General features: G+C 63.5%; 22 protein-coding genes. 11 read left to right on the top strand and 11 right to left on the bottom strand.

What is annotated here, in order from left to right; translation table 11 throughout:
* The first annotated feature begins 66 nt into the window (after positions 1 to 66).
* Entirely contained in the window at positions 67 to 516 is a 450-nt protein-coding gene (locus tag J4D52_RS19925; RefSeq protein WP_063433276.1) for a cytochrome c, read from the top strand.
* A gap of 52 nt (positions 517 to 568) precedes the next feature.
* Here J4D52_RS19925 and J4D52_RS19920 read toward each other — a convergent pair whose 3' ends face one another.
* From J4D52_RS19920 to J4D52_RS19910, 3 genes are all read right to left on the bottom strand, one after another.
* Positions 569 to 964 carry a DUF1090 domain-containing protein gene (locus J4D52_RS19920; RefSeq protein ID WP_063433275.1) on the bottom strand — a complete coding sequence of 132 codons (396 nt, stop codon included), beginning with the start codon at positions 962 to 964 and terminating at the stop codon, positions 569 to 571.
* Positions 965 to 1,347: 383 nt separating this feature from the next.
* A complete protein-coding gene (gene metK / locus J4D52_RS19915; RefSeq protein ID WP_025807234.1) occupies positions 1,348 to 2,538 on the bottom strand; it encodes a methionine adenosyltransferase in 1,191 nt (396 codons plus the stop codon).
* A 19-nt stretch (positions 2,539 to 2,557) separates the two neighbouring features.
* Positions 2,558 to 3,553: a metalloregulator ArsR/SmtB family transcription factor gene (locus J4D52_RS19910; RefSeq protein WP_063433274.1), complete on the bottom strand. Its 996-nt coding sequence runs from the start codon at positions 3,551 to 3,553 to the stop codon at positions 2,558 to 2,560.
* Between the two features lie 273 nt (positions 3,554 to 3,826).
* On the opposite strand from J4D52_RS19910, the gene tkt reads away from it, so the two are divergent.
* From tkt to fba, 6 genes are all read left to right on the top strand, one after another.
* Positions 3,827 to 5,824, top strand: a complete 1,998-nt coding sequence (gene tkt / locus J4D52_RS19905; RefSeq protein WP_053281235.1) for a transketolase — start codon at positions 3,827 to 3,829, stop codon at positions 5,822 to 5,824.
* Between the two features lie 147 nt (positions 5,825 to 5,971).
* The gene (gene epd, locus J4D52_RS19900) at positions 5,972 to 7,027 is read left to right on the top strand and encodes an erythrose-4-phosphate dehydrogenase (protein ID WP_063433273.1); all 1,056 of its coding nucleotides are present in this window, start codon (positions 5,972 to 5,974) and stop codon (positions 7,025 to 7,027) included.
* A gap of 42 nt (positions 7,028 to 7,069) precedes the next feature.
* Positions 7,070 to 8,233, top strand: a complete 1,164-nt coding sequence (locus J4D52_RS19895) for a phosphoglycerate kinase (protein WP_063433272.1) — start codon at positions 7,070 to 7,072, stop codon at positions 8,231 to 8,233.
* A 31-nt stretch (positions 8,234 to 8,264) separates the two neighbouring features.
* Positions 8,265 to 8,483 (top strand): hypothetical protein, encoded by a 219-nt coding sequence (locus J4D52_RS19890; protein ID WP_102676332.1) that lies wholly within the window; start codon positions 8,265 to 8,267, stop codon positions 8,481 to 8,483.
* A 60-nt stretch (positions 8,484 to 8,543) separates the two neighbouring features.
* A complete protein-coding gene (locus tag J4D52_RS19885; RefSeq protein WP_007922315.1) occupies positions 8,544 to 8,873 on the top strand; it encodes an MliC family protein in 330 nt (109 codons plus the stop codon).
* A 170-nt stretch (positions 8,874 to 9,043) separates the two neighbouring features.
* Positions 9,044 to 10,108 (top strand): class II fructose-bisphosphate aldolase, encoded by a 1,065-nt coding sequence (gene fba, locus J4D52_RS19880; protein WP_003229012.1) that lies wholly within the window; start codon positions 9,044 to 9,046, stop codon positions 10,106 to 10,108.
* A 162-nt stretch (positions 10,109 to 10,270) separates the two neighbouring features.
* Here the strand turns inward: fba and J4D52_RS19875 are convergent, their stop codons facing one another.
* Positions 10,271 to 10,942, bottom strand: coding sequence for a polysaccharide lyase family 7 protein (locus tag J4D52_RS19875; RefSeq protein WP_025807242.1), 672 nt, complete (start codon positions 10,940 to 10,942; stop codon positions 10,271 to 10,273).
* A 319-nt stretch (positions 10,943 to 11,261) separates the two neighbouring features.
* Between J4D52_RS19875 and J4D52_RS19870 the strand changes: the two genes are divergently transcribed.
* From J4D52_RS19870 to J4D52_RS19860, 3 genes are read left to right on the top strand one after another with little or no spacing between them, the layout of a single operon-like run.
* Entirely contained in the window at positions 11,262 to 13,385 is a 2,124-nt protein-coding gene (locus J4D52_RS19870; protein ID WP_063433271.1) for a bifunctional diguanylate cyclase/phosphodiesterase, read from the top strand.
* A gap of 42 nt (positions 13,386 to 13,427) precedes the next feature.
* Complete coding sequence (locus J4D52_RS19865) at positions 13,428 to 13,940, top strand: M48 family metallopeptidase (protein WP_063433270.1); 513 nt, start codon at positions 13,428 to 13,430, stop codon at positions 13,938 to 13,940.
* Between the two features lie 22 nt (positions 13,941 to 13,962).
* Entirely contained in the window at positions 13,963 to 14,259 is a 297-nt protein-coding gene (locus J4D52_RS19860; protein WP_025807245.1) for a helix-turn-helix domain-containing protein, read from the top strand.
* 66 nt (positions 14,260 to 14,325) lie between these two features.
* Here J4D52_RS19860 and J4D52_RS19855 read toward each other — a convergent pair whose 3' ends face one another.
* Positions 14,326 to 14,778 carry a GNAT family N-acetyltransferase gene (locus J4D52_RS19855; RefSeq protein ID WP_063433269.1) on the bottom strand — a complete coding sequence of 151 codons (453 nt, stop codon included), beginning with the start codon at positions 14,776 to 14,778 and terminating at the stop codon, positions 14,326 to 14,328.
* A gap of 274 nt (positions 14,779 to 15,052) precedes the next feature.
* Here J4D52_RS19855 and J4D52_RS19850 point away from each other — a divergent pair, with 274 nt between their 5' ends.
* Positions 15,053 to 15,790 carry an ABC transporter substrate-binding protein gene (locus J4D52_RS19850; protein WP_025807247.1) on the top strand — a complete coding sequence of 246 codons (738 nt, stop codon included), beginning with the start codon at positions 15,053 to 15,055 and terminating at the stop codon, positions 15,788 to 15,790.
* An 89-nt stretch (positions 15,791 to 15,879) separates the two neighbouring features.
* Here J4D52_RS19850 and yccS read toward each other — a convergent pair whose 3' ends face one another.
* The 6 genes from yccS to J4D52_RS19820 all read right to left on the bottom strand — a co-directional run bounded on the left by yccS (position 15,880) and on the right by J4D52_RS19820 (position 25,593).
* Positions 15,880 to 18,072: a YccS family putative transporter gene (gene yccS, locus J4D52_RS19845; protein WP_025807249.1), complete on the bottom strand. Its 2,193-nt coding sequence runs from the start codon at positions 18,070 to 18,072 to the stop codon at positions 15,880 to 15,882.
* Positions 18,073 to 18,314: 242 nt separating this feature from the next.
* Positions 18,315 to 19,493, bottom strand: coding sequence for an NAD(P)/FAD-dependent oxidoreductase (locus J4D52_RS19840; protein WP_102676331.1), 1,179 nt, complete (start codon positions 19,491 to 19,493; stop codon positions 18,315 to 18,317).
* 158 nt (positions 19,494 to 19,651) lie between these two features.
* The gene (gene dbpA, locus J4D52_RS19835) at positions 19,652 to 20,989 is read right to left on the bottom strand and encodes an ATP-dependent RNA helicase DbpA (protein WP_230589677.1); all 1,338 of its coding nucleotides are present in this window, start codon (positions 20,987 to 20,989) and stop codon (positions 19,652 to 19,654) included.
* A gap of 258 nt (positions 20,990 to 21,247) precedes the next feature.
* Positions 21,248 to 22,747: a multidrug transporter subunit MdtD gene (mdtD, locus tag J4D52_RS19830; protein WP_371860279.1), complete on the bottom strand. Its 1,500-nt coding sequence runs from the start codon at positions 22,745 to 22,747 to the stop codon at positions 21,248 to 21,250.
* Between the two features lie 66 nt (positions 22,748 to 22,813).
* On the bottom strand, positions 22,814 to 24,151 hold the full coding sequence (locus J4D52_RS19825; protein WP_102676329.1) for a TldD/PmbA family protein: 1,338 nt from the start codon (positions 24,149 to 24,151) through the stop codon (positions 22,814 to 22,816).
* Complete coding sequence (locus tag J4D52_RS19820) at positions 24,151 to 25,593, bottom strand: TldD/PmbA family protein (protein ID WP_102676328.1); 1,443 nt, start codon at positions 25,591 to 25,593, stop codon at positions 24,151 to 24,153. Before J4D52_RS19820 ends, J4D52_RS19825 begins: the two co-directional genes overlap by 1 nt.
* Between the last annotated feature and the right edge of the window lie 321 nt (positions 25,594 to 25,914).

Here is a 25,914-nt window from a genome sequence, read left to right as displayed (position 1 = left end):
AGGGCTATTGGTCTTTGCCGGGCAGGCGAGGATACTGGCGGCCGTTTCCCGTGACCCGAAGCCACCATGACTCTTAAAAGACTCTCTGTTGTATTGCTGGCCTGCCTGACGTTGTCCGCCTGCGGCGGTGTCGATCCGAACTCCCCGCTGGGGCAGCGCAAGGCGATCTTCAAACAGATGCTCAAGACCGGTGAAGACCTGGGCGGCATGCTCCGTGGGCGTATCCCCTTCGACGGCCCGCGTTTTACCGAAGGCGCGATCAAGCTGGACAACCTGTCTCACGAACCCTGGAAGCACTTCCCGCAGGTCAAGGAGCAGGAGCACACCAGCGCGACTGACGATGTCTGGCAGAAGCAGGCGCGTTTCCAGGAACTGGCCCGTACCCTCGAGGCGGCCACCGGTGAATTGGTAGTCGCCAGCAAGGTCCAGCCGTACAGGGCCAGCAATCTGGGACCGGCGGTGCAGAAAGTCGAAGATGCCTGCAGTGCCTGCCATAAAGAGTTTCGCGATCACTGATCCCGTCGCCTGAGGTGGCTGCGGCAGGCACATCTGCCGCGGCGGCTCGAACTTACTTGTCCAGTTCGTCGAGGGCTTCCTGCAATTCCTTGCGGGACTCGGCCAGCTTGTCCTTGCGCTTGTTGATCTTCTCGGCGTCGCCTTTTTTCATGGCCTTGTCCAGGTCGGTCTGACGCCGACTGACTTCGTGCTTGGCTTCCAGCACCTTGTTTTCGCGTTCCTTTTTCAGCGAGGCGTCGGTGCAGTTCGCGGTGGTTTCGCTCAGGGCTTTTTCCAGGCCAGCCTGTTGCTCGCTGTTGCCGTGGGCCTTGGCCTGTTCGATCTGGGTACTGATGGCCTGGCGCTTGGCGGCGCAACCGGTGAGTTCCGGGGTCTGTTCGGCGGCCATCAGGGCTGGGGTTGCCAGGCTGAACGCGGCGAAAAGGGTGAGCGGTGCAAGAAATTTCATAAAGGCTCCATGTGAAAAGATGAATAGCAGGAGTGGGGCGATGGGCTGTTTGAGCCATCTGCGTCCCCGGGGTTCAACGCCGCCGGATGTAAAGGGGGCTGCATTCCGTCGGCAGGCAATTTTTTTCAGGCCGGGACCTGCGGATCGCGGGAACAAAGGCTCGTCCGAGCGGCGCGTCCGAAGCTGGTAATGGTAGCAAGCTCTGTGGGGAGGAAGGGGCAACCAATCCACCCCGCTGTTGATTCGTAGTGTGTCCGGCCGTTTCTGCCGCTTGGGGGAGGAGGCGTGGTGAGTGGTTCTTTCGCCAGCAATTGGCCTGAATCGCAGCCACAAAAAAGCCCCGCAAGGGCGAACCTTGCGGGGCTGCTTGGGTGCTGCCGTGATTACAGGCTGGCAGCGGCGCGCAGGGCTTCGGCGCGGTCGGTCTTTTCCCAAGTGAAGGTGCTGAAGGTGTCGTCACCCACGGTCTTGGTTTGCGGGGTACGGCCGAAGTGGCCGTAGGCCGCGGTTTCGCGGTACATCGGGTGCAGCAGGTCGAGCATGGTGGTGATCGCGTAAGGGCGCAGGTCGAAGATTTCGCGGACCAGCTTGATGATCTTGTCGTCGCTGATCTTGCCGGTGCCGAAGGTGTTCAGCGAGATCGACGTCGGTTGCGCCACGCCGATGGCGTAGGACACCTGGATCTCGCAGCGCTCGGCCAGGCCGGCGGCGACGATGTTCTTGGCCACGTAACGACCGGCGTAGGCGGCCGAACGGTCGACCTTCGATGGGTCCTTGCCGGAGAACGCGCCGCCGCCGTGACGGGCCATGCCGCCGTAGCTGTCGACGATGATCTTGCGACCGGTCAGGCCGCAGTCGCCGACCGGGCCGCCGATGATGAACTGGCCAGTCGGGTTGATGTGGAACTGGGTGTCCTTGGACAGCAGTTCGGCCGGCAGCACGTGCTTGACGATCAGTTCCATCACGCCTTCGCGCAGGTCTTTGTACGACACGTCAGGGTTGTGCTGGGTCGACAGGACCACGGCGTCGATGCCGACCACCTTGCCGCCTTCATAGCGGCAGGTGACCTGGGACTTGGCATCCGGACGCAGCCAAGGCAGCAGGCCGGACTTGCGGGCTTCGGCCTGGCGCTGTACCAGTTGGTGCGAGAAGGTGATCGGTGCCGGCATCAGCACGTCGGTTTCGTTGCTGGCGTAGCCGAACATCAGGCCCTGGTCACCGGCGCCCTGGTCTTCAGGCTTGGCACGGTCGACACCCTGGTTGATGTCGGGGGACTGCTTGCCGATGATGTTCATCACGCCGCAGGTCGCGCCGTCGAAACCGACGTCGGAGCTGGTGTAGCCGATGTCGGTGATCACGTCACGAACGATCTGCTCCAGGTCAACCCAGGCCGAGGTGGTGACTTCGCCGGCGACGATGGCCACGCCGGTCTTGACCAGGGTTTCCACCGCTACGCGGGCGTGCTTGTCCTGGGCAATGATGGCGTCCAGCACCGCATCGGAAATCTGGTCGGCGATTTTGTCCGGATGCCCTTCAGACACGGACTCGGAGGTGAAAAGGGAGTATTCGCTCATCTCGACGGTTTCCTAAAATTTACCGATGGTGAGTGTTGCCAGCCGGTCGCTGAAAGTGGCGGACCTGGATCTGGAAACCATTACGTAAACCTACATACAGACTTTCTCCGGGAACCAGTCCCGCAGCGGTGGCCCAGCGGGCCAGATCGTCCTGGTCAAACCCCAGCCAGAGATCACCGCAGGCCTCCCTGGCCCAACTCTGGTTGTGGCTGCACAACTCTGTCACTAACAGGCTGCCGCCCGGTTGCAGCAAGCCGGCCAGGCGTTTCAGCGCATCGGCCGGCGCGGCGAAATGGTGCAGGACCATGTTCAGTACCACGCAATCGGCCGCCAGGCTCACGCCATTCAATGCATCGGCCAGTTGCAGGCTGACGTTAGCCAGCGTTTCGCGTTCACAGACCTGGCGTGCCAGTTCGAGCATGGCCGGGCTGTTGTCCAGCGCGGTCACCCGGGTGAAGCGGTGGGCCAGTTCCGGCAGGAAACTGCCATCCCCGGGGCCGACTTCGATCGCCGTGGCGGTGTCCGTGAAGTTGAGCTTGTCGAGCAGTGCCAGCACGCTTTCGCGGTACTGGGGCAGTCCTGCGATCAGGTCCTGCTGGGCGCGAAACTTCTCCGCGACCCGTGAGAAAAAGTCCTGGCTGGCGGCCGCCCGCTGGCGGTGCACCAGGCCGATACGCGACTGCACTTCGCCGGGTAGCGTCAGGTTGTCCACTTCATCCAGCAGGGCGGCGTGCAGCCTGCCGCCCAGCAGTTCGGTGTGGGGCAGGGCGCGCCGGTAGAAAATCGCATTGCCTTCGCGGCGGGTCGCCACCAGGCCGGCCTGGGCCAGGACCTTCAGGTGGTGGCTCATGCCGGACTGGCCGATGGCGAAGATCTGCGCCAGTTCCAGTACGCCGAACGAGTCGTTGGCCAGCGCGCGCAATACATTCAGCCGCAGCGGATCGCCGCCGGCCTTGCACAGGGCCGCCAGCTCGTCGCAGTCATCATGGCTCATGGAGGGCGCGCGTAAATTCATAAGGCCAGCAGTCTAGTGATGCCCCCCCAACCTCGCAAGACCAATATCAAAAAGTTTTGATATTGCTCGATAGATGGCACTTAACGCAGGTCGCTGTGTTCTACAGACGAGCTGCGGAATGGTTTCATCAGGCGATTGCACCTTTATCGACCGGAAAAACGCTCTAGAGTGACTATCTGTCATTGCCCCCGGCCTACCGGCTGAGGGAAAATGCACGCCTTTTTCCGATTCGTTTTATTCAACTCGACTTAGATAACCCTCAGGAGATCAGCGATGCCAAGCCGTCGTGAGCGTGCCAACGCCATTCGTGCCCTCAGCATGGATGCCGTGCAAAAAGCCAACAGCGGCCATCCCGGTGCCCCTATGGGTATGGCGGATATCGCCGAAGTACTTTGGCGTGACTACCTGAAGCACAACCCGAGCAATCCATCCTTCGCCGACCGTGACCGCTTCGTGCTGTCCAACGGCCACGGCTCGATGCTGATCTACTCGCTGCTGCACCTGACTGGCTACGACGTCACCATCGACGACCTGAAGAGCTTCCGCCAGCTGCACAGCCGCACTCCGGGTCACCCGGAATTCGGCTACACCCCGGGCGTCGAGACCACCACCGGCCCGCTGGGCCAAGGCCTGGCCAACGCCGTGGGCTTCGCCCTGGCGGAAAAGGTCCTGGCGGCGCAGTTCAACCGTCCCGGCCACAACGTTGTTGACCACCACACCTACGTGTTCCTGGGTGATGGCTGCATGATGGAAGGCGTTTCCCATGAAGTCGCTTCCCTGGCCGGCACCCTGGGCCTGGGCAAGCTGATCGCCTTCTACGATGACAACGGCATCTCCATCGACGGCGAAGTCGAAGGCTGGTTCACCGACGACACGCCAAAGCGTTTCGAAGCCTACAACTGGCAGGTGATCCGCAACGTCGACGGTCACGACCCTGAAGAGATCAAGACCGCGATCGACACCGCGCGCAAAAGCGAGCAGCCGACCCTGATCTGCTGCAAGACCACCATCGGTTTCGGTTCGCCGAACAAGCAGGGCAAGGAAGACTGCCACGGCGCGCCACTGGGTGCCGAGGAAATCGCCCTGACCCGCGCCGCGCTGAAGTGGAACCACGGCCCGTTCGAAATCCCGGCCGACATCTACGCCGAGTGGGACGCCAAGGAAACCGGTCGCGCCGTCGAAGCCGAGTGGGACCAGCGTTTCTCCGCCTATTCCGCCGAATTCCCTGAGCTGGCCAACGAACTGGTGCGCCGCCTGAGCGGTGACCTGCCGGCCGATTTCTCCGAGAAGGCCGATGCCTACATCGCCGAAGTCGCGGCCAAGGGCGAAACCATCGCCAGCCGTAAAGCCAGCCAGAACGCCCTGAATGCGTTCGGCCCGCTGCTGCCGGAGTTCCTCGGCGGTTCGGCCGACCTGGCCGGTTCCAACCTGACCCTGTGGAAAGGCTGCAAGGGTGTCAGCGCTGAAGACGCCAGCGGCAACTACATGTACTACGGCGTTCGCGAGTTCGGCATGACCGCCATCATGAACGGCGTGGCCCTGCACGGCGGCCTGGTGCCTTACGGCGCGACCTTCCTGATGTTCATGGAATACGCCCGCAACGCAGTACGCATGTCGGCCCTGATGAAGCAGCGCGTGATCCACGTCTACACCCACGACTCCATCGGTCTGGGCGAAGACGGCCCGACGCACCAGCCGATCGAGCAGATCGCCAGCCTGCGCTGCACCCCGAACCTCGACACCTGGCGTCCAGCCGATGCCGTGGAATCGGCGGTAGCCTGGAAAAACGCGATCGAGCGCAAGGACGGTCCTTCGGCGCTGATCTTCTCCCGCCAGAACCTGCAGCATCAGACCCGCAATGCCGTGCAGATCGCCGAAATCAGCCGCGGCGGCTACGTGCTCAAGGACTGCGCAGGCGAGCCTGAGCTGATCCTGATCGCCACCGGTTCCGAAGTCGGTCTGGCGGTGCAGGCTTTCGACAAGCTGACCGAGCAGGGCCGCAAGGTGCGCGTGGTGTCCATGCCATGCACCAGCGTGTTCGATGCTCAGGACGCCGGTTACAAGCAGTCGGTCCTGCCGCTGCAGGTCAGCGCCCGTATTGCCATCGAGGCCGCTCACGCGGACTACTGGTACAAGTACGTCGGCCTGGAAGGTCGCGTCATCGGCATGACCACCTACGGCGAGTCGGCGCCTGCGCCGGCCTTGTTCGAAGAGTTCGGTTTCACCCTGGAGAACATCCTGGGTCAGGCTGAAGAGCTGCTGGAAGACTAAGTCCGCCAGTCGCATTGTCTGCTGTTCTTCGCGGGCAAGCCTCGTTCCTACAGATCATCACGATCCCGTAGGCGCGAGGCTTGCCCGCGATGACAATTGAACAGGCAACACGACAGTGATGGATTCACCCCGGTAATCGAGAATCCCATGCCTCAACCGCGTCCCTACAAAGTTGCACTCAACGGCTACGGCCGGATCGGTCGTTGTGTCTTGCGTGCCCTGTTCGAACGGGGGGCTGCGGCCGGGTTCGAGATTGTCGCGATCAACGACCTGGCCGACATGGCCAGCGTGGAATACCTGACACGCTTCGACTCCACCCACGGCCGGTTTCCCGGCGAGGTGAAGGTCGACGGCGACTGTCTGCATATCAATGGCAACTGCGTGAAGGTCCTGCGCAGTGCCACCCCCGAAGGCATCGATTGGGCGTCCCTGGGCGTCGATCTGGTGCTTGAATGTTCCGGTGCCTATCACACCCGTGAAGACGGCCAGCGTTTTCTCGACGCCGGTGCGCCGCGGGTGCTGTTTTCCCAGCCGATGGCCAGCGAGGCGGATGTCGACGCCACCATCGTCTACGGCGTCAACCAGGACTGCCTGACTGGCGACGAGCTGCTGGTGTCCAACGCATCCTGCACCACCAACTGCGGCGTGCCGCTGTTGCGCCTGCTGGACCAGGCCATCGGTCTGGAATACGTGTCGATCACCACCATTCACTCGGCGATGAACGACCAGCCGGTGATCGACGCCTATCACCACGAGGACCTGCGCCGCACCCGTTCGGCGTTCCAATCGGTGATCCCGGTGTCCACCGGTCTGGCGCGTGGCATCGAACGGCTGTTGCCGGAACTTGCCGGGCGAATTCAGGCCAAAGCTGTGCGCGTGCCGACCGTCAACGTGTCCTGCCTCGACATCACGATGCAGACCGTGAGCGATACCGACACCGGCGAAGTCAACCGGATCCTGCGCGAGGCTGCCACCAGCGGCCCGCTCAAGGGCCTGTTGGCCTATACCGAGTTGCCGCACGCCAGTTGTGATTTCAACCATGATCCGCATTCGGCGATCGTCGATGCCAGCCAGACCCGTGTTTCCGGCCCGCGGCTGGTGAACATCCTGGCCTGGTTCGACAACGAATGGGGTTTTGCCAACCGAATGCTGGATGTTGCAGGACACTATCTGCAAGCCGCTGCACCCAAAGCTGTCTCTTAACTTCCCGTTTCCAAAAAAACAGTAACCCAGGAATTGCGACCCATGACCGTGTTGAAGATGTCCGACCTCGATCTGCAAGGTAAGCGCGTACTGATCCGCGAAGACCTCAACGTCCCAGTCAAGGACGGTGTTGTCACCAGCGATGCGCGTATCCTGGCTTCGCTGCCGACCATCAAGCTGGCCCTGGAAAAAGGCGCGGCCGTGATGGTCTGCTCGCACCTCGGTCGTCCGACCGAAGGCGAATTCTCCGCCGAGAACAGCCTCAAGCCAGTGGCCGACTACCTGAGTCGTGCCCTGGGTCGCGAAGTGCCGCTGGTGGCCGACTACCTGGGCGGCGTCGAGGTCAAGGCCGGCGACATCGTGCTGTTCGAGAACGTGCGCTTCAACAAGGGCGAGAAAAAGAACGCCGACGAACTGGCCCAGCAATACGCCGCCCTGTGCGATGTGTTCGTGATGGACGCCTTCGGTACCGCGCACCGCGCCGAAGGTTCGACCCACGGCGTGGCCAAGTTCGCCAAGGTCGCCGCTGCCGGCCCGCTGCTGGCCGCCGAGCTGGAAGCACTGGGCAAGGCCCTGGGCGCTCCGGCCAAGCCGATGGCCGCCATCGTCGCGGGCTCCAAGGTGTCGACCAAACTCGACGTCCTCAATAGCCTGAGCCAGATCTGCGACCAGCTGATCGTCGGCGGCGGCATCGCCAACACCTTCCTCGCCGCTGCCGGTCACCCGGTCGGCAAGTCGCTGTACGAGCCGGACCTGCTGGATACCGCTCGCGCCATCGCCGCCAAGGTCAGCGTGCCGCTGCCGGTGGACGTGGTAGTAGCCAAGGAGTTCGCCGAGAGCGCGACCGCCACCGTCAAGCTGATTGCCGACGTGGCTGCCGACGACATGATCCTGGACATCGGCCCGCAAACCGCGGCGAACTTCGCTGAACTGCTGAAGTCGTCCAAGACCATCCTGTGGAACGGCCCGGTCGGCGTGTTCGAGTTCGACCAGTTCGGTAACGGCACCAAGGTGCTGGCCCAGGCCATCGCGGAAAGTGCGGCATTCTCCATCGCCGGCGGCGGCGACACCCTGGCGGCCATCGATAAATATGGCGTAGCCGAGCAGATCTCCTACATTTCTACCGGCGGTGGCGCCTTCCTCGAATTCGTCGAGGGCAAGGTGCTGCCGGCGGTCGAAGTCCTGGAAAGCCGGGCCAAGGCCTGAAGCCCCAATGGCCAGGCAAGGGAGTGTTCATATGGTCAAGACGTTACCGCTGTTGATCGTCGCGGGATTGCTTGCCGGTTGCGGCAGCCAGCCTGCCCAGTCGGAGCCCGATTCGGCAGAGCCCGAGAAAGGCTGCTATCAGGCCGACTGGCAGGCCGAGACTGCGCCGGTGATCAACAAGCGCATGGGGCCCGATGGTCTGGACAAGTACGAGACTCCAGCCAAGGCCAAGGAACATGGTTGCCCTTGACGGGTCTGATTCGATAACGCGCTGTGCTGGCGGCCGTGGGCCGTCAGCCGAGGAACACCGATGAAAGGCTTTATCGCCGTGGCTGCGCTGGGATTGCTGGCAGGTTGCGCCAACTTCGACCTGTTCAAGCCGGCCGAGACGGATAACTGGACGACCTGGGTGTGCGACAGCCAGGCGCAAGTGGTCTGGCGCTACACCGACAGCAGCCGCAAGGAAGTCGATGTGCGGCTGGGCGGGGCCGATCAGGTCTATCGCCTGAAGCTGGAGCCGAGCGGTTCCGGTTCGCTGTACAGCAACGACATGCTGGCGTTTCACGAAAAAGGTGACGAAGGCCTGGTTTACTGGGTCGCCACCAACGATTTGATCGGCCGCGGCTGTAAAGCGCCGTAGGCCGGGAGCCGATGCCGCTTCTATTAATAGCAGCGCACAGGGCTCGCAAGATTGATGCAGTAACGAATCCGCAGGCCGGGCTGACCCTCGATCTGCAATCACTTGAATAGCAGCCGCCGCTACGGCAGGCTTGCACGATTAACGACCCTCGACCGGGAGAGATACACACAATGGCACTCATCAGCATGCGCCAGATGTTGGACCACGCAGCCGAATTCGGCTACGGCGTTCCAGCCTTCAACGTCAACAACCTTGAACAGATGCGCGCCATCATGGAAGCAGCTGACAAGACTGACTCTCCGGTGATCGTCCAGGCTTCGGCCGGTGCCCGCAAATACGCCGGCGCGCCTTTCCTGCGCCACCTGATCCTGGCGGCGATCGAAGAATTCCCGCACATCCCGGTGTGCATGCACCAGGACCACGGCACCAGCCCTGACGTCTGCCAGCGCTCGATCCAGCTGGGTTTCTCCTCGGTCATGATGGACGGCTCCCTCGGCGAAGACGGCAAGACCCCGACCGACTACGAGTACAACGTGCGCGTGACCCAGCAGACCGTGGCCATGGCTCACGCCTGCGGTGTTTCGGTAGAAGGCGAGCTGGGCTGCCTGGGTTCCCTGGAAACCGGCATGGCCGGTGAAGAAGACGGCATCGGCGCCGAAGGCGTGCTGGACCACAGCCAGATGCTGACCGACCCGGAAGAAGCCGCGGACTTCGTCAAGAAGACCCAGGTCGACGCCCTGGCCATCGCCATCGGTACCAGCCACGGTGCCTACAAGTTCACCAAGCCGCCTACCGGCGACGTGCTGGCCATCGACCGCATCAAAGAGATCCACAAGCGCATCCCCAACACCCACCTGGTGATGCATGGTTCTTCTTCGGTTCCGCAAGAGTGGCTGGCGATCATCAACCAGTACGGCGGCGACATCAAAGAAACCTATGGCGTGCCGGTTGAAGAAATCGTCGAAGGCATCAAGTACGGCGTGCGCAAGGTCAACATCGACACCGACCTGCGCCTGGCGTCCACCGGTGCGATGCGTCGCCTGATGGCCACCAACCCGAGCGAGTTCGACCCGCGCAAGTTCTTCGGCGCCACCGTAACCGCCATGCGCGACGTGTGCATCGCCCGTTACGAAGCCTTCGGCACCGCGGGCAACGCTTCGAAGATCAAGCCGATCTCCCTGGAAGCGATGTTCCAGCGTTACCTCAAAGGTGAGCTGAACGCCAAGGTCAACTAAGCCTTAGCGTTGAACGAAAAAACCCGCAGCGATGCGGGTTTTTTTGTGCCCGGTCTCCAGAATCTGGCAGGAGCGAGGCTTGCCCGCGGTGAGGACCTGACATTCGCCATGGATGTCGCCTGGCAGACCGCTATCGCGGGCAAGCCTCGCTCCTGCAGAAGATCAGGTTTCGTTGTGATCGATATCCAGCTTGTAGAAGGTCACCTTGCCGCCTTCGCTGGTGTAGCCGGTGTTGTCCTGCACGTACACCCCGGCCTTGAAGTACAGCGGCTTGTCGCGCCAGGTGCTGCTGAGCTGGGTGTCCCATTGGTAGCCCGCGGCGCTGACGCCCAGGGCGCCGCCCGGGCTCAGGTGGATCAGGTAGGAGAACTCCCGGTTCAGCGGCACGTTCTCGGCGACGATGATCACCCGGCTTTCGGTATCGTCCGGACGCATGCGGACCTTGGCGACTATGTTGCCGCTCTGGGTGGTGGTCTTGTACTGGTACTCGACCTTCACCAGGGGCTTGGTGCTGTTGTAGGCGTGGATCTGGCCGATGACGATCTTGCCCGTGGACGGCACCTGGTTCACCGCCAGGGTGGCGTAGAGCAGGTTGTCGGCTTCCGGGTAGGTCCAGTTCTTCAGGGTGCCGTTGGAGTAGGTTTCACGCAGCTCGCTGCGCGGGTAGATGGCGTTGGCGGTGCGGGAGCCGGTGACGGGCGACCAGAAGAACAGGGTGCCGGTGTCGGAATGGAAGTACTGATCCTTGAAGCCATCCACCAGTTTTGGGGTGTCGATGGTCGCCGGTGGACTGCCTTCGGGAATGCTCAGATTCCAGGTTGCGAGGTCGATCATAGTCAAAGCTTCCCGATTTGATGCCGGATGAAAAGCCGACAAAGGCTTTAGCCTGCGCTTTTGAAGGCGATCTTTATAAGCGTAGAAGGTGCTTTTGTTAATGCCCGTCCGGCGGATAATTGGCGTCAACCATCTGTCGAAAAAATGCCTCTACCGGTTTCAACCCCTATGGGGCTGACCGTTAGTCGGGAGCCTGGGGCTTTGGCTAAATGATGGCGCTGTGACAGCTTCTGCTTTGCAGGATCCGGGTCTAGAGTGAAGGCTCAGTTTTTGTCCGGTCTTCTTCGCAGGCCGGCCCTACACAGACAAGAGAAGCAGCATGGAATGCGCGCAAACTCGGCCAGGTGAAGCCAGCTCGGTCTTACTGATTGTTGATGATTACCCCGAAAACCTGCTCAGCATGCGAGCCCTCTTGCAGCGCCACGACTGGCAGGTCATGACCGCCGCCTCGGGTGTCGAGGCCCTGGGTCTGTTACTGGAACACGACATCGATCTGGTGTTGCTGGATGTGCAGATGCCGGAAATGGACGGTTTTGAGGTGGCTCGCCTGATGCGCGGCAGCCAGCGAACCCGCCTGACCCCGATCATTTTCCTCACCGCCAACGAGCAGTCCAAGGACGCCGTGATCAAGGGCTATGCCAGCGGCGCGGTGGATTACCTGTTCAAGCCGTTCGACCCGCAGATCCTCAAACCCAAGGTCCAGGCGTTGCTGGAACAGCAGCGCAATCGCCGCGCGCTGCAGCGCCTGAGCCACGATCTGGAGAACGCCCGGGCCTTCAACGCCTCGGTGCTGGACAACGCCGCGGAAGGGATTCTGGTGGTGGACGAAGGCGGGATCGTCCGTTTCGCCAACCCGGCGATCTCGCGCTTGCTCAACGCCCCGGTGAGCGAGCTGGAGGGCTCGGCGCTGCTCGACTATCTGCAAAAGCCCCATGTGCCGCTGTGGGCCGAATCCGAGCTGTTTGCCAGCTATCGCAAGGGCGAGACCTATCGCCTGCACGACGCCACCTTGCGTACCGTCCCGGGCCAGCAGGTGTCGGTGGCGTTGTCCTGCGCGCCGTTGCCGAGCGAACAGAAGGCGATGGTGGTGACCCTGCTCGACATGTCGGAAGTCCGCCACCTGCATCAGCAACTGGAGTACCAGGCGGTGACCGATCCGCTGACCGGCCTGCTCAACCGGCGCGGCTTCTACCAGACGGTGGAAAGCGTGTTATTGCGCAGCGAGCGTTCGGACAAGTCACTGGTGCTGCTGTACCTGGACCTGGATGGTTTCAAGCGGGTCAACGATTCCCTCGGGCACGACGCAGGGGACCGGGTGTTGCGCTGGGTGTCCGAGCAGATCAAGGCCTGCCTGCGCTCCTTCGATATCCTGGCGCGCATGGGCGGCGATGAGTTCACCGCCTTACTGGAACTGGAGTTCCCGGAACAGGCGGCGAAGATTTCCGAGAAGCTCATCGAGCGGATATCCATCTGTCAGCAGATCGACGGCCTGGATGTCGCCCTGGGGGCCAGCATCGGCATCGCCATCTACCCCGATTGCGGTTCCAACCTGGATGGCCTGATGCGCGCGGCGGACATCGCCATGTACGAGTCCAAGCGTGCCGGGCGCCAGCAGTACCGTTATTACGACCACGAAATGAACGGTCGTGCCCGCTCGCGGCTGATGCTCGAGGAAAGTGTGCGCAGCGCGGTCGAGCGCAAGGAGTTCAACCTGGTGTACCAGCCCCAGGTATCGATTGCCGATGGGCGCCTGCGCGGTTTCGAAGCCTTGTTGCGCTGGCGGCATCCGAGCGTCGGCGATGTACCGCCGGGGTTGTTTCTGCCGCTGCTGGAGGAAGCGCGGCTGATCAGTCGCCTGGGCAGTTGGATCTACCAGCAGAGTGCGAGCCAGCGGGCGTCCTGGAAAACGCTGTTTGCCGAACAGACCGTGTTGGCCGTGAGCCTGAGCGGCACCCAGTTCGCCATGCCGAACCTGGCCACCGAATTGCGCCAGGTCCTGGAGCGGCATGGCCTGGAACCGCGGCAGTTGGAGGTCGAGGTCACGGAAGACGCCTTGACCCAGAACCTCGATGAATCGCGCAAGCAACTGCGCCTGTTGCGCAGTCTCGGGGTGCGGGTGGCGCTGGACGACTTCGGCTCGGGCGCCTGTTCGCTGGCCCACCTGCGGGACCTGGAGCTCGATACCCTCAAGCTCGACCGCCACCTGATCGCCAGGCTGCCGGGTTCGACACGGGACGCGACGCTGGCACGCTGCGTGATCGACCTGTGCAAGGCGTTCGGTGTGCTGGTGATCGCCGAGGGCGTGGAAACCCTGGAACAGTACCGCTGGCTGCAGGACAACGGCTGCGAGTACGTGCAGGGTTTCCTGGTGGCGCGGCCGTTGATCGCCGCGGATGTCGAGCGCTTCGCCGAGCCCTTCGACTGGAGCGCGTTGCCGGGTTGAATTCGCTACACTGGCGGCCTTTCGTGATTGCGTTGCCGCCCCATGACCGCGTTGAAATACCTCCAGGCCTATCCCGCCACCCTGCAAGAGCAAGTGCGCCAGCTGATTGCGCAAGGGCGGCTGGGCGATTACCTGAGCCAGCGTTACCCCGGCAAGCACGGGGTACAGAGCGACAAGGCGCTGTACGGTTATGCTCTGGAGTTGAAGCAGGAGTACCTGCGCAATGCCCCGGCCATCGACAAGGTGCTGTTCGACAACCGCCTGGACCTGACGCACCGCGCCCTGGGGCTGCACACCACGATCTCGCGGGTCCAGGGCGGCAAGCTCAAGGCCAAGAAGGAAATCCGCATCGCCTCATTGTTCAAGGAAGCGGCGCCGGAATTCCTGCGCATGATCGTCGTCCACGAGCTGGCGCACTTCAAGGAAAGCGAGCACAACAAGGCCTTCTACAAGCTCTGCGAGCACATGCTGCCGGGCTATCACCAACTGGAATTCGATCTGCGGGTCTACCTGACCTGGCGCGACCTGCAAGCGCGCCCGGGCGGGGCCGAGTGACCCCGGGCACAAGGAGCGGGCGATGGACGTGAGCAAGACCAAGAGCAGTTTTTACCGCCGGCTGTACGTGGCCTACCTGATCGACAGCGGCCTGGCCAGCAACGTCCCGGCCCTGACCGAGGCGACCGGCATGCCGCGGCGCACGGCGCAGGACACCATCGCCGCCCTGGCGGATCTGGATATCCTCTGTGAGTTCGAGCAACAGGACGGCGCACGCAATCATGCCGGCAGCTATCGGATCAAAAGCTGGGGCGCCATCGACAAGGGCTGGATCGAGGCGAATCTGTCGCGGATCAAGGCGGTGCTGGAGTATCCCTGAGGGACCTCGGCAGTCCGTCGATGTGAACGCGAACCTGCTGGCTGCAGCAGGCTCGCGATCGCGATATCAGCTGCGGCGCATGCCGATATGCGGGATATCGTCTTCCAGGTATTGTTCGCCCACCACGTTGAAGCCGTAGCGCCCGTAATACCCCTGCAAATGGGCCTGTGCCGACAGATAGATCGGCGTTTGCGGCCAGTGTTTCTGCGCCTGTTTCAGGGCGTGCTCCATCAGCTCATGGCCCAGCCCCTTGCCCCGTGCCTGCGGGGCGATCACCACGCGGCCGATGACCACGTCGCCACCCTGGGAAACCGGATCGAGCAGGCGCAGGTAGGCCACCAGTTGGTCATCGTCCCAGGCCATCAGGTGGCAGGTGTCGCCTTCCAGGTCCTGGCCATCGACTTCCTGGTAGGCGCATTTCTGCTCGACCACGAAGACTTCGGTACGCAACTGCAGGATCGCGTACAGCTGCTCCTTGCCCAGATCGGTGTGGTGTTTGCAGACCCATTCGATTGTCATCGTTTCATCCTTTGGAAAGCTGTGCCCGGATGTTAAGCGCCTGGCGGGTGGCTTGTCTTGCCTGGCAGCGCAGTGGCGATTCTGTGAGGTAGGTCAAAATGCCATCATCGCGTTGGTTCGCGACTGTCTTCTTTGTGTAATCTGCTCTGAAGCGCTGTGCAGTGGCGCCCATAAGCTACTGTTAGGGGCTGGGTCGCGGCCGTCCACCGGCCGCAGGACCTCGAGTCTGGGCAAAAAACACGCAGGGCTGTCCGCCCGCTAAGGATCTTTTAGCATGCTGCGATTGCATCGAGCTTTTGCTTTGATCGGATTGCTGTTGCTGGGCCAGAGCGCTTATGCGGAAAAATTGCGATTGGTGGCCGACGCCTGGCCACCCTTTACGGATGCGACGCTGGTCAACGGCGGGCTGGCCACCGATATTGTCAGCACCGCGCTGGCCCGGGCCGGTTACGCCAGCGAGTTCGAACAGGTGCCCTGGGCGCGGGCCTTGTTCGGCGTCGGCGAGGGCCGTTACGACGTGCTGGTGAATGCCTGGTTCAATGAGGCGCGCACCCAGCTGGGGCAGTTCTCCTCGGAGTACCTGGTCAATCGGGTGCGTTTTATCCGGCGCAAGGATGCACCCATCGAATACACCAGCCTCAAGCAATTGCACCAGTACCCCATCGCGGTGGTGCGTGGTTATGCCTATTCCCCCGATTTCGACAGCGATCCGGAACTGCAGAAGGTCCTGGTGCACAACTTCGCGATGGCGGTGCGCATGCTGGCGGCCGACCGGGTCAAGCTGACCCTGGAGGACGAATATGTCGCCCGTTACTACCTGGCGCGGGAGTCGCCGCGGGTGCGCAATGCGGTGGAGTTCCTGCCCAATTCCCTGAGCGAGAACGGCTTGCATATCCTGGTCAGCCTGAAGAACCCCGAGCATGCGCAGATCGTGGCGAAGTTCGATCGGGAGATCGAGGCGATGAAAGCCGACGGCAGCTACGACCGCTTGCTGCGTCAGCACGGGATGTAAAACGACGCCATTAAAGCTGCTGCCGCAGGTTGGGTACCAAGGCCAAAACCTGCGGCGTGCTTGATAGCTTGCGCCTCCTGCGGCAGCGGCTACGCGGCTTGTTCTTCGCCAGTGTCCTTGATCAGATGCGCCGCCAGGGTCCGCAAGGGGCCCAGTTGGCGGCAGATCAGCGCCAATTGGGTCTGCACCAGGCGCTGGCTTTCATCGATCTCATCCGGCATCTGCTCCAGCTCGTTGGCCAGGGCTTCTTCGGCATCGCTCTGGATTGCCACCGGCTGCTTGTTCGCCAGGCCCTGGGCGATTTCATCGATGCTGCTGGCCAGGCTGACCCCGGCCCCGTCGATCAGGTGCTCGCGGACTTCCGCCGGCAACTGGGTTTCCCGGTGCGCGCCGAGGCCGGAGAGGTAACTGAGCAAGGTGTGCGACAGCACCAGGAAGCGAAAGCCCACGTCCGCTTCCTTACGGAAATGCCCGGGCTCCATCAGCATGTTGGCCAGGGTGGTGGACAGCGCCGCGTCGGCGTTGTGGGCATTGCGCCGGGCCAGGCGGTAAGCCAGGTCGTCGCTCTTGCCGGCCGCGTACTGCTGCATGATCTGCCGCAGGTAGATGCTGTTGCAGGTCAGGGTATTGGCCAGCACCTTGTTCAGGCGTCGGCCCTGCCAGTCCGGCAGGAACAGGAACACCGCCAGGCCGGCGATCAGGCTGCCCAGCAGGGTATCGAACAGGCGCGGCAGCAACAGCCCGTAGCCGTCGCCCACCTGGTTGAAGCAGAACAGCACCATGATGGTGATGGCGGCGGTGGCCAGGGTGTAGCGGGTGGTGCGGTTGGTAAAGAACACCACCCCGGCGGCGATGGCGAACAGCGACTGCACCAGCGGGCTGGGGAACAGGTCGAACAGCGCCCAGGCGACCACCAGGCCGATGGCGGTACCGATGATCCGCTGGCCCAGCTTGCGCCGCGTGGCGCCGTAGTTCGGCTGGCAGACGAACAGCGTGGTGAGGATGATCCAGTAACCCTGGGACGGGTGGATCAGGTGCACCATGCCGTAGCCGATGGTCAGGGCCAGGGGCAGGCGCAGGGCATGGCGAAACAGCAGCGACGTCGGGGTCAGCTGGGTGCGCAGGCGGGTCCAGACATCCTTGAGGTTGCGCGGCGAACGGTCCAGCAGGCTGCTGTCGGTGGCGTCGGCGAGGGCGTCGGGGTTGCTGGCGTCGCTGAGCAGGCGGTCGAGGGTGCCGAGGTTGGCGGCCAGCGCTCGCAGCGAACGCAGCAGGCCGCGCCAGGCCGGGTTGCTCTGGATGCGCAGGTGTTCCAGGGAGGCGTGCAGGTCGCTCAGGGCCTCGGCGAAGCTGGCGTCGTAGACGAAGGGCTGACGCAGCTGGATGGATTCGCCCAGGGCCCGGCAGGCTTTGCCTTGCTGGCGCAGCAGGCGCTGGCAACGGAACAGCACATCGCTGTGGAAGAACGCATCGGCCAGGGCGTTGTAGGGGTAGTGGGACGAGCTGGCGCGTTCGTGGATGTCCTGGGCGAGGAAGTACAGCTTCAGGTAGCGGCTGACTTTCGAGCCCGGCCGGCCGTTGCCGACCCGGTGCAGGATGATTTCCTTGGCGGCGTTCAGGGCCGCCACCACCCGGCCGTTCTGCTGCGCCAGCTCCAGCCGGCGCGCTTCCACGTCCAGCTGGCGGATCGGTTCGAGCAGCGACGACTTGAGCTTGAGGTAATAGCCCAGCTCGCGGAACAGGCGCGCCAGGCTCTGCTGCACCGGCTGGTTGGAAAACATCGCCTGCCACAGTACCGACAGCAGGCCGTACCAGGCGGCGCCGGCCACCAGTAGCAGCGGCTCGTGCCAGAAGTCGGTGACGGCGCCGCCGCGCTGGTCCACGCCGATCATGGTGTAGACCGACAGGATCAGGGTCGCCGAGGCAATCGCCCCGTAACGTTCGCCCAGGGCGCCGAGCATGGTCAGGCCAAAGCTGGCCAGCGCCAGGGCGATGACGAAGATCCAAGGGTAGGGGAACAATAGTTCGACGGAAAGGGCGGCGACGCTGAAGCACACCAGGGTCACGGCCAGGGCATTGATCCGGCCTTGCCAGCTGTCGTCGGTCTCGGCCAGGGCGCTGGCGATAATCCCCAGGAACAAGGGGATCAGCAAGGCCATTTCGTCCTGGTACCAGCACAGCGCCATGCTCCCGGTCAGAGCGATGAACACCCGCACGCTGTAGCTGAATTTATCCAGCGCCCAAAGGCGCCGCAGTGACTGACGAAAGCTGGTCGATGACATGAAGTGAGAAAGCCTTCCGGGGCGATGCCGCTAAATTGAGCCAGTATTGACGACCGCGCAATGGGGTCGTCACATCCGACAGCAAATTCTGTTCCCGCTGATGTTCATCGGTACCTGTAGCCGCTGCCGAAGGCTGCGATCGACCCGAAGGGGTGCAGCGATCTGGCGTCCCCCGAGGTCCTGCGGACCTATCGCAGCCTGCGGCAGCGGCTACAGGGATCAGGTGAACGTCAGGAAGCGGATCAGACGTACTGCGCAGCCGCGTAGCCGGACGCCCAGGCCCACTGGAAGTTGAAGCCGCCCAGGTGGCCGGTGACGTCCAGCACCTCGCCGATGAAATACAGCCCCGGGCTCTTCAGCGATTCCATGGTCTTGGACGACACCTCGCGGGTGTCGACGCCGCCCAGGGTCACCTCGGCGGTGCGATAACCCTCGGTGCCGGCGGGCACCAGCTGCCAGCTCGCCAGCTTGCTGGCGATGTCCGCCAGCTCGGCGTGGGTGTACTGCTTCATCGGCTTGGAGACGAACCAGCTGTCGGCCAGCAGGCCGGCCATCTTCTTGGTGAAGATCTCGCCGAGCAGGGTCTTGAGCTCGCTGTTGGGACGTTCGGCCTGCTGCTGTTGCAGCCAGCCCGGCACGTCGTGGTCCGGCAGCAGGTTGATCTCCAGCGTGTCGCCGGGTTGCCAGTACGAGGAAATCTGCAGGATCGCCGGGCCGCTCAGGCCGCGGTGGGTGAACAGGATGTTCTCGCGGAAACTCATGTCGTTGCAGCTCACCAGGCAATCCACCGAGGTGCCGGACAGCTCGCCACACAGCTCCTTGAGCTGGTCGGTGATGGTGAACGGCACCAGGCCTGCGCGGGTCGGCAGCAGCTCGTGGCCGAACTGCTTGGCGACCTGATAGCCGAAGCCGGTGGCGCCCAGGGTCGGAATCGACAGGCCGCCGGTGGCGATCACCAGGGATTCGCACTGGAGCTGGCCGAGGGTGGTTTCCAGCAGGTAGCCGGTGTCGAGCTTCTCGATCTGCTGGATCGAGGTGTCCAGGTGCAGCTGCACGCCGACCTGGTCGCACTCGTCGAGCAGCATGCCGAGGATGTCGCTGGACTTGTTGTCGCAGAACAGCTGGCCGAGCTTTTTCTCGTGGTACGGCACGCCGTGCTTCGCCACCAGGCCGATGAAGTCCCACTGGGTGTAGCGGGCCAGGGCCGACTTGCAGAAGTGCGCATTCTGCGAGAGGAAGTTGCCGGGCTCGGTGTACATGTTGGTGAAGTTGCAGCGCCCACCGCCGGACATGAGGATCTTCTTGCCGGCCTTGTTGGCGTGGTCCAGCAGCATCACCTGGCGGCCACGACCGGCCGCGGTCAGCGCGCACATCAACCCTGCGGCGCCAGCGCCAATGATCACGACTTCGGTAGAGCGCAAAACGGTGTCCTCACACAAGTGTCGCGGCAACCCCGTTCCCGTAGGAGCGAGGCTTGCCCGCGATGAACGATAACGCGGTTGTACCTGGCGGACCGCGGTGCCCTGATCGCGAGCAAGTCAGATCGCCGCCCGCTCGCTCCTATAAGAGCGTGGTGGTATTACAGGATGCGCACGCGCAGCGAACGGCCCTTGATCTTGCCGCTGTTCAGGCGTTGCAGGGCCTGCTTGGCAATGCCGCGGTCCACGGCGACATAGGCCTGGAAGTCGAAGATCGCGATCTTGCCGACCTGGGTACCGGGGATGCCAGCTTCACCGGTCAGGGCGCCGAGGATGTCGCCCGGGCGCACTTTGTCCTTGCGCCCGGCGCCGATGCACAGGGTGCTCATGGCCGGCAGCAGCGGGCCGCCGCCCTGGGATTTCAGGCTGTCGATCTGTTCCCAGTTCAAGGGCGACTTCTGCAGTTGCTCGATGGCCTGGGCGCGGTGCGCCTCGGACGGCGCCACCAGGCTGACCGCCAGGCCTTTCTCGCCGGCGCGGCCGGTGCGGCCGACGCGGTGGATGTGGATCTCCGAGTCCCGTGCCAGCTCGACGTTGATCACCATGTCCAAGGCATCGATGTCCAGGCCGCGGGCGGCCACATCGGTGGCCACCAGCACCGAGGTGCTGCGGTTGGCGAACATCGCCAGCACCTGGTCGCGGTCGCGCTGTTCCAGGTCGCCGTGCAGGCCCACCGCGGACATGCCCTTGGCGGTCAGGTGGTCGACGGTTTCCTGGACCTGCTGCTTGGTGAAGCAGAAGGCCACGCAGGATTGCGGACGGAAGTGGTTCAGCACCTTGACCACTGCATCGATGCGTTCTTCCGGCGAGATCTCGTAGAAACGCTGCTCGATCTGGCTGTCGGCGTGCAGAGCTTCGGCTTTCACCTGCTGCGGGTCGCGCATGAATTTGGAAGCAAGCTGCTTGATGCCCACCGGGTAGGTCGCGGAGAACAGCAGGGTCTGCCGGCGCTCGGGGGTGTAGGCGATGATTTCTTCGATCGGGTCGTAGAAGCCCATGTCCAGCATGCGGTCGGCTTCGTCGAGGACCAGGGTGTTGAGGCCGTCAAGCTTCAGCGAGCCTTTGCGCAGGTGCTGGGACAGGCGGCCCGGGGTGCCGACGATGATGTGCGCGCCGTGTTCCAGCGAGGCGATCTGCGGGCCGAAGGACACGCCGCCGCACAGGGTCAGGACCTTGATGTTGTCTTCGGAGCGGGCCAGGCGACGGATTTCCTTGGCCACCTGGTCGGCCAGCTCGCGGGTCGGGCAGATCACCAGGGCCTGGCAACCGAAATAGCGCGGATTGATCGGGTTCAGCAGGCCGATGCCAAACGCGGCGGTCTTGCCGCTGCCGGTCTTGGCCTGGGCGATCAGGTCCATCCCCTTGAGGATCACCGGCAAGCTTTGCGCCTGCACCGGCGTCATCTGGGCATAACCGAGTGAGTCGAGGTTAGCCAGCATGGCGGCGGACAGCGGCAAAGTATTAAAAGCGGTGGCAATGGTGGTCACGGGACGGGCCTGCAAAACAAAATGTCGCGCAGTGTATCAGTCCCGCTCCCTTTACCTGCAATTTCTGGACGAAAAGTAGCCAGAACTCCCACGTTTCCTGTAGGAGCGAGCTTGCTCGCGAAAAAACCTTCAAGGCAACGCAAGACTCCTGACATACCGTGTTGCCCTGACGTTCATCGCGAGCAAGCTCGCTCCTACAGGAAATGGAGATCAGTGCTCGATATGCTCCTGGACCTTCTTCGCCCGCAGGCCGTCCTTGGGCGACAACTGCAGGAAGATCGCCGCCGCCAGCATCGCCATGATCCCCACCGTGAGGAAGGTCAGCTGGAAGGCGCCGAGCACGGTGCTCACGCCATCGTTGCCGACTTCGGCGGTGAAGCCGCCGAGCAGCGCGCCGGCGCAGGCCACCCCCAGGCTCAGGGACAGTTGCGCCACCACCGACAGCAGGCTGTTGCCGCTGCTGGCGGAGGCGTCGTCGAGGTCGATCAGGGTCACGGTGTTCATCGCCGTGAACTGCAGCGAGTTGATTGCCCCCAGCACCGCCAGCATGCCCAGCAGCAGCGGGTAGGGCGTCTGCTCCGTGACCAGGCCCATGCTGGCGAGCATGATCCCCAGCGCCAAGGTGTTGCCGGTGAGGACGATGCGATAGCCCAGGCGCTCGATCAGCGGGCGGGCGATGGACTTGGCGAGCATCGCCGCGGCGGCCAGCGGCAGCATGCTCATCCCGGCCTGGGACGGTGAATAACCGAGGGCCACTTGCAGCAGCAGCGGCACCAGGAACGGCAGGGCGCCGCTGCCGAGGCGGGCGAACAGGTTGCCGAGGATGCCCACGGCGAAGGTCCGCACCTTGAACAGCGAAGGCGCGAACAGCGGATTGTCGACGTGCCCGGCCCGCAGCCAGTAAGCCGCGAGGCAGGCCAGGCCGCCGAACAGCAGCAACATCACCCGCAGGTGCGGCAGGTGCAGTTCGCCCAGGCCTTCCATGGCGATGGTGATCAGCACCATCGCCGCGCCGAACAGCAAAAAGCCCAGGCTGTCGAAACGTGTGCGTTCGCTGCCGCGCAGGTCGGGAATGAAGCGCCAGACGGCATAACAGCCGATCACGCCCACCGGCAGGTTGATCAGGAAGATCCAGTGCCAGGTCAGGTACTGCACCATCCAGCCGCCCATGGTCGGGCCGATCAGCGGGCCAAGCAGCCCGGGAATGGTGATGAAGCCCATGATCCGCACCAGTTCCGAGCGCGGGTAGGCGCGCAGTACCACCAGCCGGCCTACGGGCAGCATCAAGGCGCCGCCCAGGCCCTGGATCACCCGGGCGCCGACCAGCAGGCTCAGGGAGTTGGACAGGGCGCAGAGCAACGAGCCGATGCTGAACAGCAGGATGGCGCCGAAGAAAATCTTGCGGGTGCCGAAGCGGTCGGCGATCCAGCCGGAGGCCGGGATCAGCAACGCCACGGTGAGCATGTAGGCGATGACCACGCCCTGCATGCGCAACGGATCTTCCGCCAGGTCGCGGGCCATGGCCGGCAGGGCGGTGTTGAGGATGGTCCCGTCGAGGGATTGCATGAAAAAGGCGATGGCCACCACCCAGGGCAGCCAGCGGGCGGTGGTGGCGTCAAGCTCGGCACGGTTGGGCATGGGACCTCTTTCTTGTTGTGAGCACGTATCCCCCTGTAGGAGCGAAGCTTGCTCGCGATAACGATGCGACATTCAACATCGATGTCGAAGACCAACCGTTATCGCGAGCAATCGAGCATCGACCGGTTACCCCTGCGCTTACAAGGTCAGCGTCAGCCGGCTCACCAGCGCGCCCGGCAGCTGCGCCGAGGCGGTCTGGCGCTGGCTGTAGGTACTGGCCGACAGCAGCAGCTCGCGCTCCTGGGTCAGGCCTTCCAGGTGCGAACCCAGCAGGCTGTAGACGCTGTCATCGAAGCGCATGGTGCTGACCGGAGCCTGGATCTCGCCGTTCTCCACCCAGAAGGTGGCGAAGCGGGTCATGCCGGTCAGGCGCGCAGCCGGCTGGTCCGAGTAGTTCAGGTACCACAGGTTGCTGATGTACAGGCCGGTGCCCAGTTGCTTGAGAATCTCCTGCTGCGACAACTGCCCGGGCGCCATGTTCAACGCGCTGGGGTATTCGCCGCTGCCGGCGCCGTTGGTGGCCAGGCTGTATTCGGCGGCGCTGCGCGAGTTGATCAGTTGCCCCTGGGCGACGCCGCCGGCGATCAGCGACAGGTCGCTGCGCGGGTAGCCTTCATCGGAAAACGCCGGGCTCAACGAGCCGCTGACCTGCTCGTCCAGCGACACCAGGGGGCTCAGGCTGGCATCGCCGGCATAGAGCTTTTGTAGCGGACTGTGCTTGCTGGCGATGGACTGCGCGGAAAAACCGCCCCAGCTCAGCATGCCCATGATTTCCTCCAGGGCCGCCGGCGCCAGGTAGGCGCGATACTGCCCGGGCGCCAGGGTGCGCAGCGGTCGTCCGAGAAACGCCAGCTGTTCCCGGGCCTGCTGGAAGCGCTGGGCGAAGCCTTGGCTGCTCCATTCGTGCCCGGCGTAGCTGGCTTTGACGGCCTGGCCGTTGTCGTGGAACAGGCTGAAGTCGAAGTTGAAGCTGTTGGCCTGGTGCCAGCCAAAGGCTCCCGAGGAACTGGCGAAACCACGGCTGATCGGGCCGGCGGCATAGAACCCCACCAGGTCCAGCCCGGCGGCGGCCTGGCCGATTTCGGCCACCACCTGCTCGCTGCTGGGCAGCGGGTGCTCCTGCACGTTGTGGGTGTTCCAAGCGTCGTGGTTGAGCAGCAGGTACGGGTCCTGGGGCAGCAGCGGCAGGGTCTCGCGCAACTGCTGCAGGCCTTCGGCCAGGCGCTGGATGTCGACCTGCGGGTCGCCGGCGAGGGTGATGCTGAGGTCGGCATGGCGTCCGCCATCGATCAGCTTGAAGCCGAGGCTGGCCTGTTGCACGTGCCCGGCCTGGCGCACCTTGGCGTGGTTGAAGCGGATGAACTGCGAAGACTCGGCGGCATAGCTCAGGGTGAACTGTTCGGGCTCGCGCACGGCATCGCGCAGCCATTGCACCAAAGCCTTGAACTGCTCGGCCTGATTCAGGGACGTACTCATCAGGCGTCTCCTCCAAATACATCGACATTGCTGAAAACACAGGCCGGCGAGGCATGGCCGACGCGGATCACCTGGTTCGGTTCGCCCTTGCCGCAGTTCGGTGTGCCCAGGACCTTGAAGGTGCTGGTGTCGCCGACGGCGCTGAGGCTCTTCCAGAAGTGCGCGGAAATCGCCCGGTAGTTGGGGTTTTTCACCACGCCCTTGAGTTCGCCGTTCTCGATCAACTGGCCCCATTCACAGCCGAACTGGAACTTGTTGCGCGCATCGTCGATGGACCAGGAACGGTTGGTGGACATCAGGATGCCGTTCTCGATGCCGCCGATCAGCTTCTCCAGCGGCTGGTCGCCGGGCTCGATGTTGAGGTTGGCCATGCGGTCGATAGGCGGGCGGTTCCAGCCGCAGGCGCGGCTGTTGGCCACGCCGTCGAGGCCGGCGCGAAATTGCGAGAGCGCGCCGCCCAGCGGACGCAGCAGCAGGCCTTGCTTGATCAGGAACTGCTTGCTGGCGGCCGTGCCGTCGTCGTCATGGCCGTAGCTGGCCAGTTGCTCGGGAATGTCCGGGTCGAAGGTCACGTTGAGCAGGCTGGAGCCATATTGCAGGCTGCCGAAGTCGCTGCTTTTCACGAAGCTGGTGCCGGCGTAGTTGCGTTCGTCGCCGAGGATGCGGTCCAGCTCCAGCGGGTGGCCGATGGATTCGTGGATCTGCAGCATCATCTGGTCCGGCATCAGCAGCAGGTCGCGCGGGCCCTGGGGCGTATTGGGCGCCAGCAGCAGTTGCAGCGCCTGGTCGGCGACCTGGGTTCCGGCACCGATCAGCCCGCAGCGGCTGATCACGTCGGCGCCGCCCTGCTGGCCGAAGTTCTCGCGGCCCAGGCTGCGGGTCTGGCTGTCATTGCCGTCGTAGGCGGTGACGTCCATGCCCGGGTAGACGAAACGCTGGGCCTGGCGCAGTTCGGCGCCGGCGCTGTTGAGGTAGATCTGCTCGACGTGGGTGAGGCCGAGGCTGACCTGCCAGTTCACCAGGCGCTCGTCCTTGGGCACGGCCGCGGACTCGTCGCCGAGCAGCTGGTAGCAGTCGCTCAGGGACGGGAAGGGCTGCTCGAGGTTGGGCGAGAAGTAATCGGCGCGGTCGCTGGACACCGGCTGTTCGCGCAGGTCGAGCAGGGCGTGGGCGGCGATCAGCCGGGCTTGTTGCTCGGCGCGTTGCAGCGCGGCCTGCAGGCCGCTTTGCGACAGGTCATTGGTGGCGGCGTAAGCCTCGACGCCATTGACCCGCACGGTGAGCATCGCGCCTTCGTCGCGGCTCAGGCTCGGCGGCTCCGCCACGTTCTTGCGCACCGACAGGTACTGGCCGGATTCGCGCACGTAACGCAGGGAAAAGAATTCGGCGCCCGTGCGCAAGGCAGCGAAGCGCTGCTTGAGCTGGGGGTGGAAATCGAACATGTGAGGAACCTCCATGTGAACAGTCCGGCTGTTGCAGGCCTTATCGAGAGCAAGCGAGCGTCGGGCCAGGGTTTTTCTGTAGGGGCAACTGGTCGACGCTCGATTGCTCGCGATAAAGCCCGAAGGGCTTTGAAGCCAGGTCGGAAAAGGTGCTGGGGAATGCTGCGAGCGCCTAGATTAGGCCTGTGCGGTGGGCGGTATCAAGCGGGGAGGCGCAGGGAAATGTTGGAGAACTGTAGTTGTTGCCAAGGGCTGTGATTCGGCAATCGGGTTCTTGCCTGGTGAATCCTGGTGGCTGGTTTGCGTCGGCTGCGTACGGAG

Source organism: Pseudomonas sp. GW460-12-10-14-TSB1 (assembly GCF_017349775.1).
Classification (GTDB): Bacteria; Pseudomonadota; Gammaproteobacteria; order Pseudomonadales; family Pseudomonadaceae; genus Aquipseudomonas; species Aquipseudomonas piscium.
This window is presented reverse-complemented; position numbering and strand designations above follow the sequence as displayed.

Excerpts from the sequence above, each read along its gene's own strand:
- J4D52_RS19925 (WP_063433276.1), top strand. The coding sequence starts at position 67 with ATGACTCTTAAAAGACTCTCTGTTGTATTGCTGGCCTGCCTGACGTTG.
- J4D52_RS19920 (WP_063433275.1), bottom strand. The coding sequence starts at position 964 with ATGAAATTTCTTGCACCGCTCACCCTTTTCGCCGCGTTCAGCCTGGCA.
- metK (WP_025807234.1), bottom strand. The coding sequence starts at position 2,538 with ATGAGCGAATACTCCCTTTTCACCTCCGAGTCCGTGTCTGAAGGGCAT.
- J4D52_RS19910 (WP_063433274.1), bottom strand. The coding sequence starts at position 3,553 with ATGAATTTACGCGCGCCCTCCATGAGCCATGATGACTGCGACGAGCTG.
- tkt (WP_053281235.1), top strand. The coding sequence starts at position 3,827 with ATGCCAAGCCGTCGTGAGCGTGCCAACGCCATTCGTGCCCTCAGCATG.
- epd (WP_063433273.1), top strand. The coding sequence starts at position 5,972 with ATGCCTCAACCGCGTCCCTACAAAGTTGCACTCAACGGCTACGGCCGG.
- J4D52_RS19895 (WP_063433272.1), top strand. The coding sequence starts at position 7,070 with ATGACCGTGTTGAAGATGTCCGACCTCGATCTGCAAGGTAAGCGCGTA.
- J4D52_RS19890 (WP_102676332.1), top strand. The coding sequence starts at position 8,265 with ATGGTCAAGACGTTACCGCTGTTGATCGTCGCGGGATTGCTTGCCGGT.
- J4D52_RS19885 (WP_007922315.1), top strand. The coding sequence starts at position 8,544 with ATGAAAGGCTTTATCGCCGTGGCTGCGCTGGGATTGCTGGCAGGTTGC.
- fba (WP_003229012.1), top strand. The coding sequence starts at position 9,044 with ATGGCACTCATCAGCATGCGCCAGATGTTGGACCACGCAGCCGAATTC.
- J4D52_RS19875 (WP_025807242.1), bottom strand. The coding sequence starts at position 10,942 with ATGATCGACCTCGCAACCTGGAATCTGAGCATTCCCGAAGGCAGTCCA.
- J4D52_RS19870 (WP_063433271.1), top strand. The coding sequence starts at position 11,262 with ATGGAATGCGCGCAAACTCGGCCAGGTGAAGCCAGCTCGGTCTTACTG.
- J4D52_RS19865 (WP_063433270.1), top strand. The coding sequence starts at position 13,428 with ATGACCGCGTTGAAATACCTCCAGGCCTATCCCGCCACCCTGCAAGAG.
- J4D52_RS19860 (WP_025807245.1), top strand. The coding sequence starts at position 13,963 with ATGGACGTGAGCAAGACCAAGAGCAGTTTTTACCGCCGGCTGTACGTG.
- J4D52_RS19855 (WP_063433269.1), bottom strand. The coding sequence starts at position 14,778 with ATGACAATCGAATGGGTCTGCAAACACCACACCGATCTGGGCAAGGAG.
- J4D52_RS19850 (WP_025807247.1), top strand. The coding sequence starts at position 15,053 with ATGCTGCGATTGCATCGAGCTTTTGCTTTGATCGGATTGCTGTTGCTG.
- yccS (WP_025807249.1), bottom strand. The coding sequence starts at position 18,072 with ATGTCATCGACCAGCTTTCGTCAGTCACTGCGGCGCCTTTGGGCGCTG.
- dbpA (WP_230589677.1), bottom strand. The coding sequence starts at position 20,989 with ATGCTGGCTAACCTCGACTCACTCGGTTATGCCCAGATGACGCCGGTG.
- mdtD (WP_371860279.1), bottom strand. The coding sequence starts at position 22,747 with ATGTCGCATCGTTATCGCGAGCAAGCTTCGCTCCTACAGGGGGATACG.
- J4D52_RS19825 (WP_102676329.1), bottom strand. The coding sequence starts at position 24,151 with ATGAGTACGTCCCTGAATCAGGCCGAGCAGTTCAAGGCTTTGGTGCAA.
- J4D52_RS19820 (WP_102676328.1), bottom strand. The coding sequence starts at position 25,593 with ATGTTCGATTTCCACCCCCAGCTCAAGCAGCGCTTCGCTGCCTTGCGC.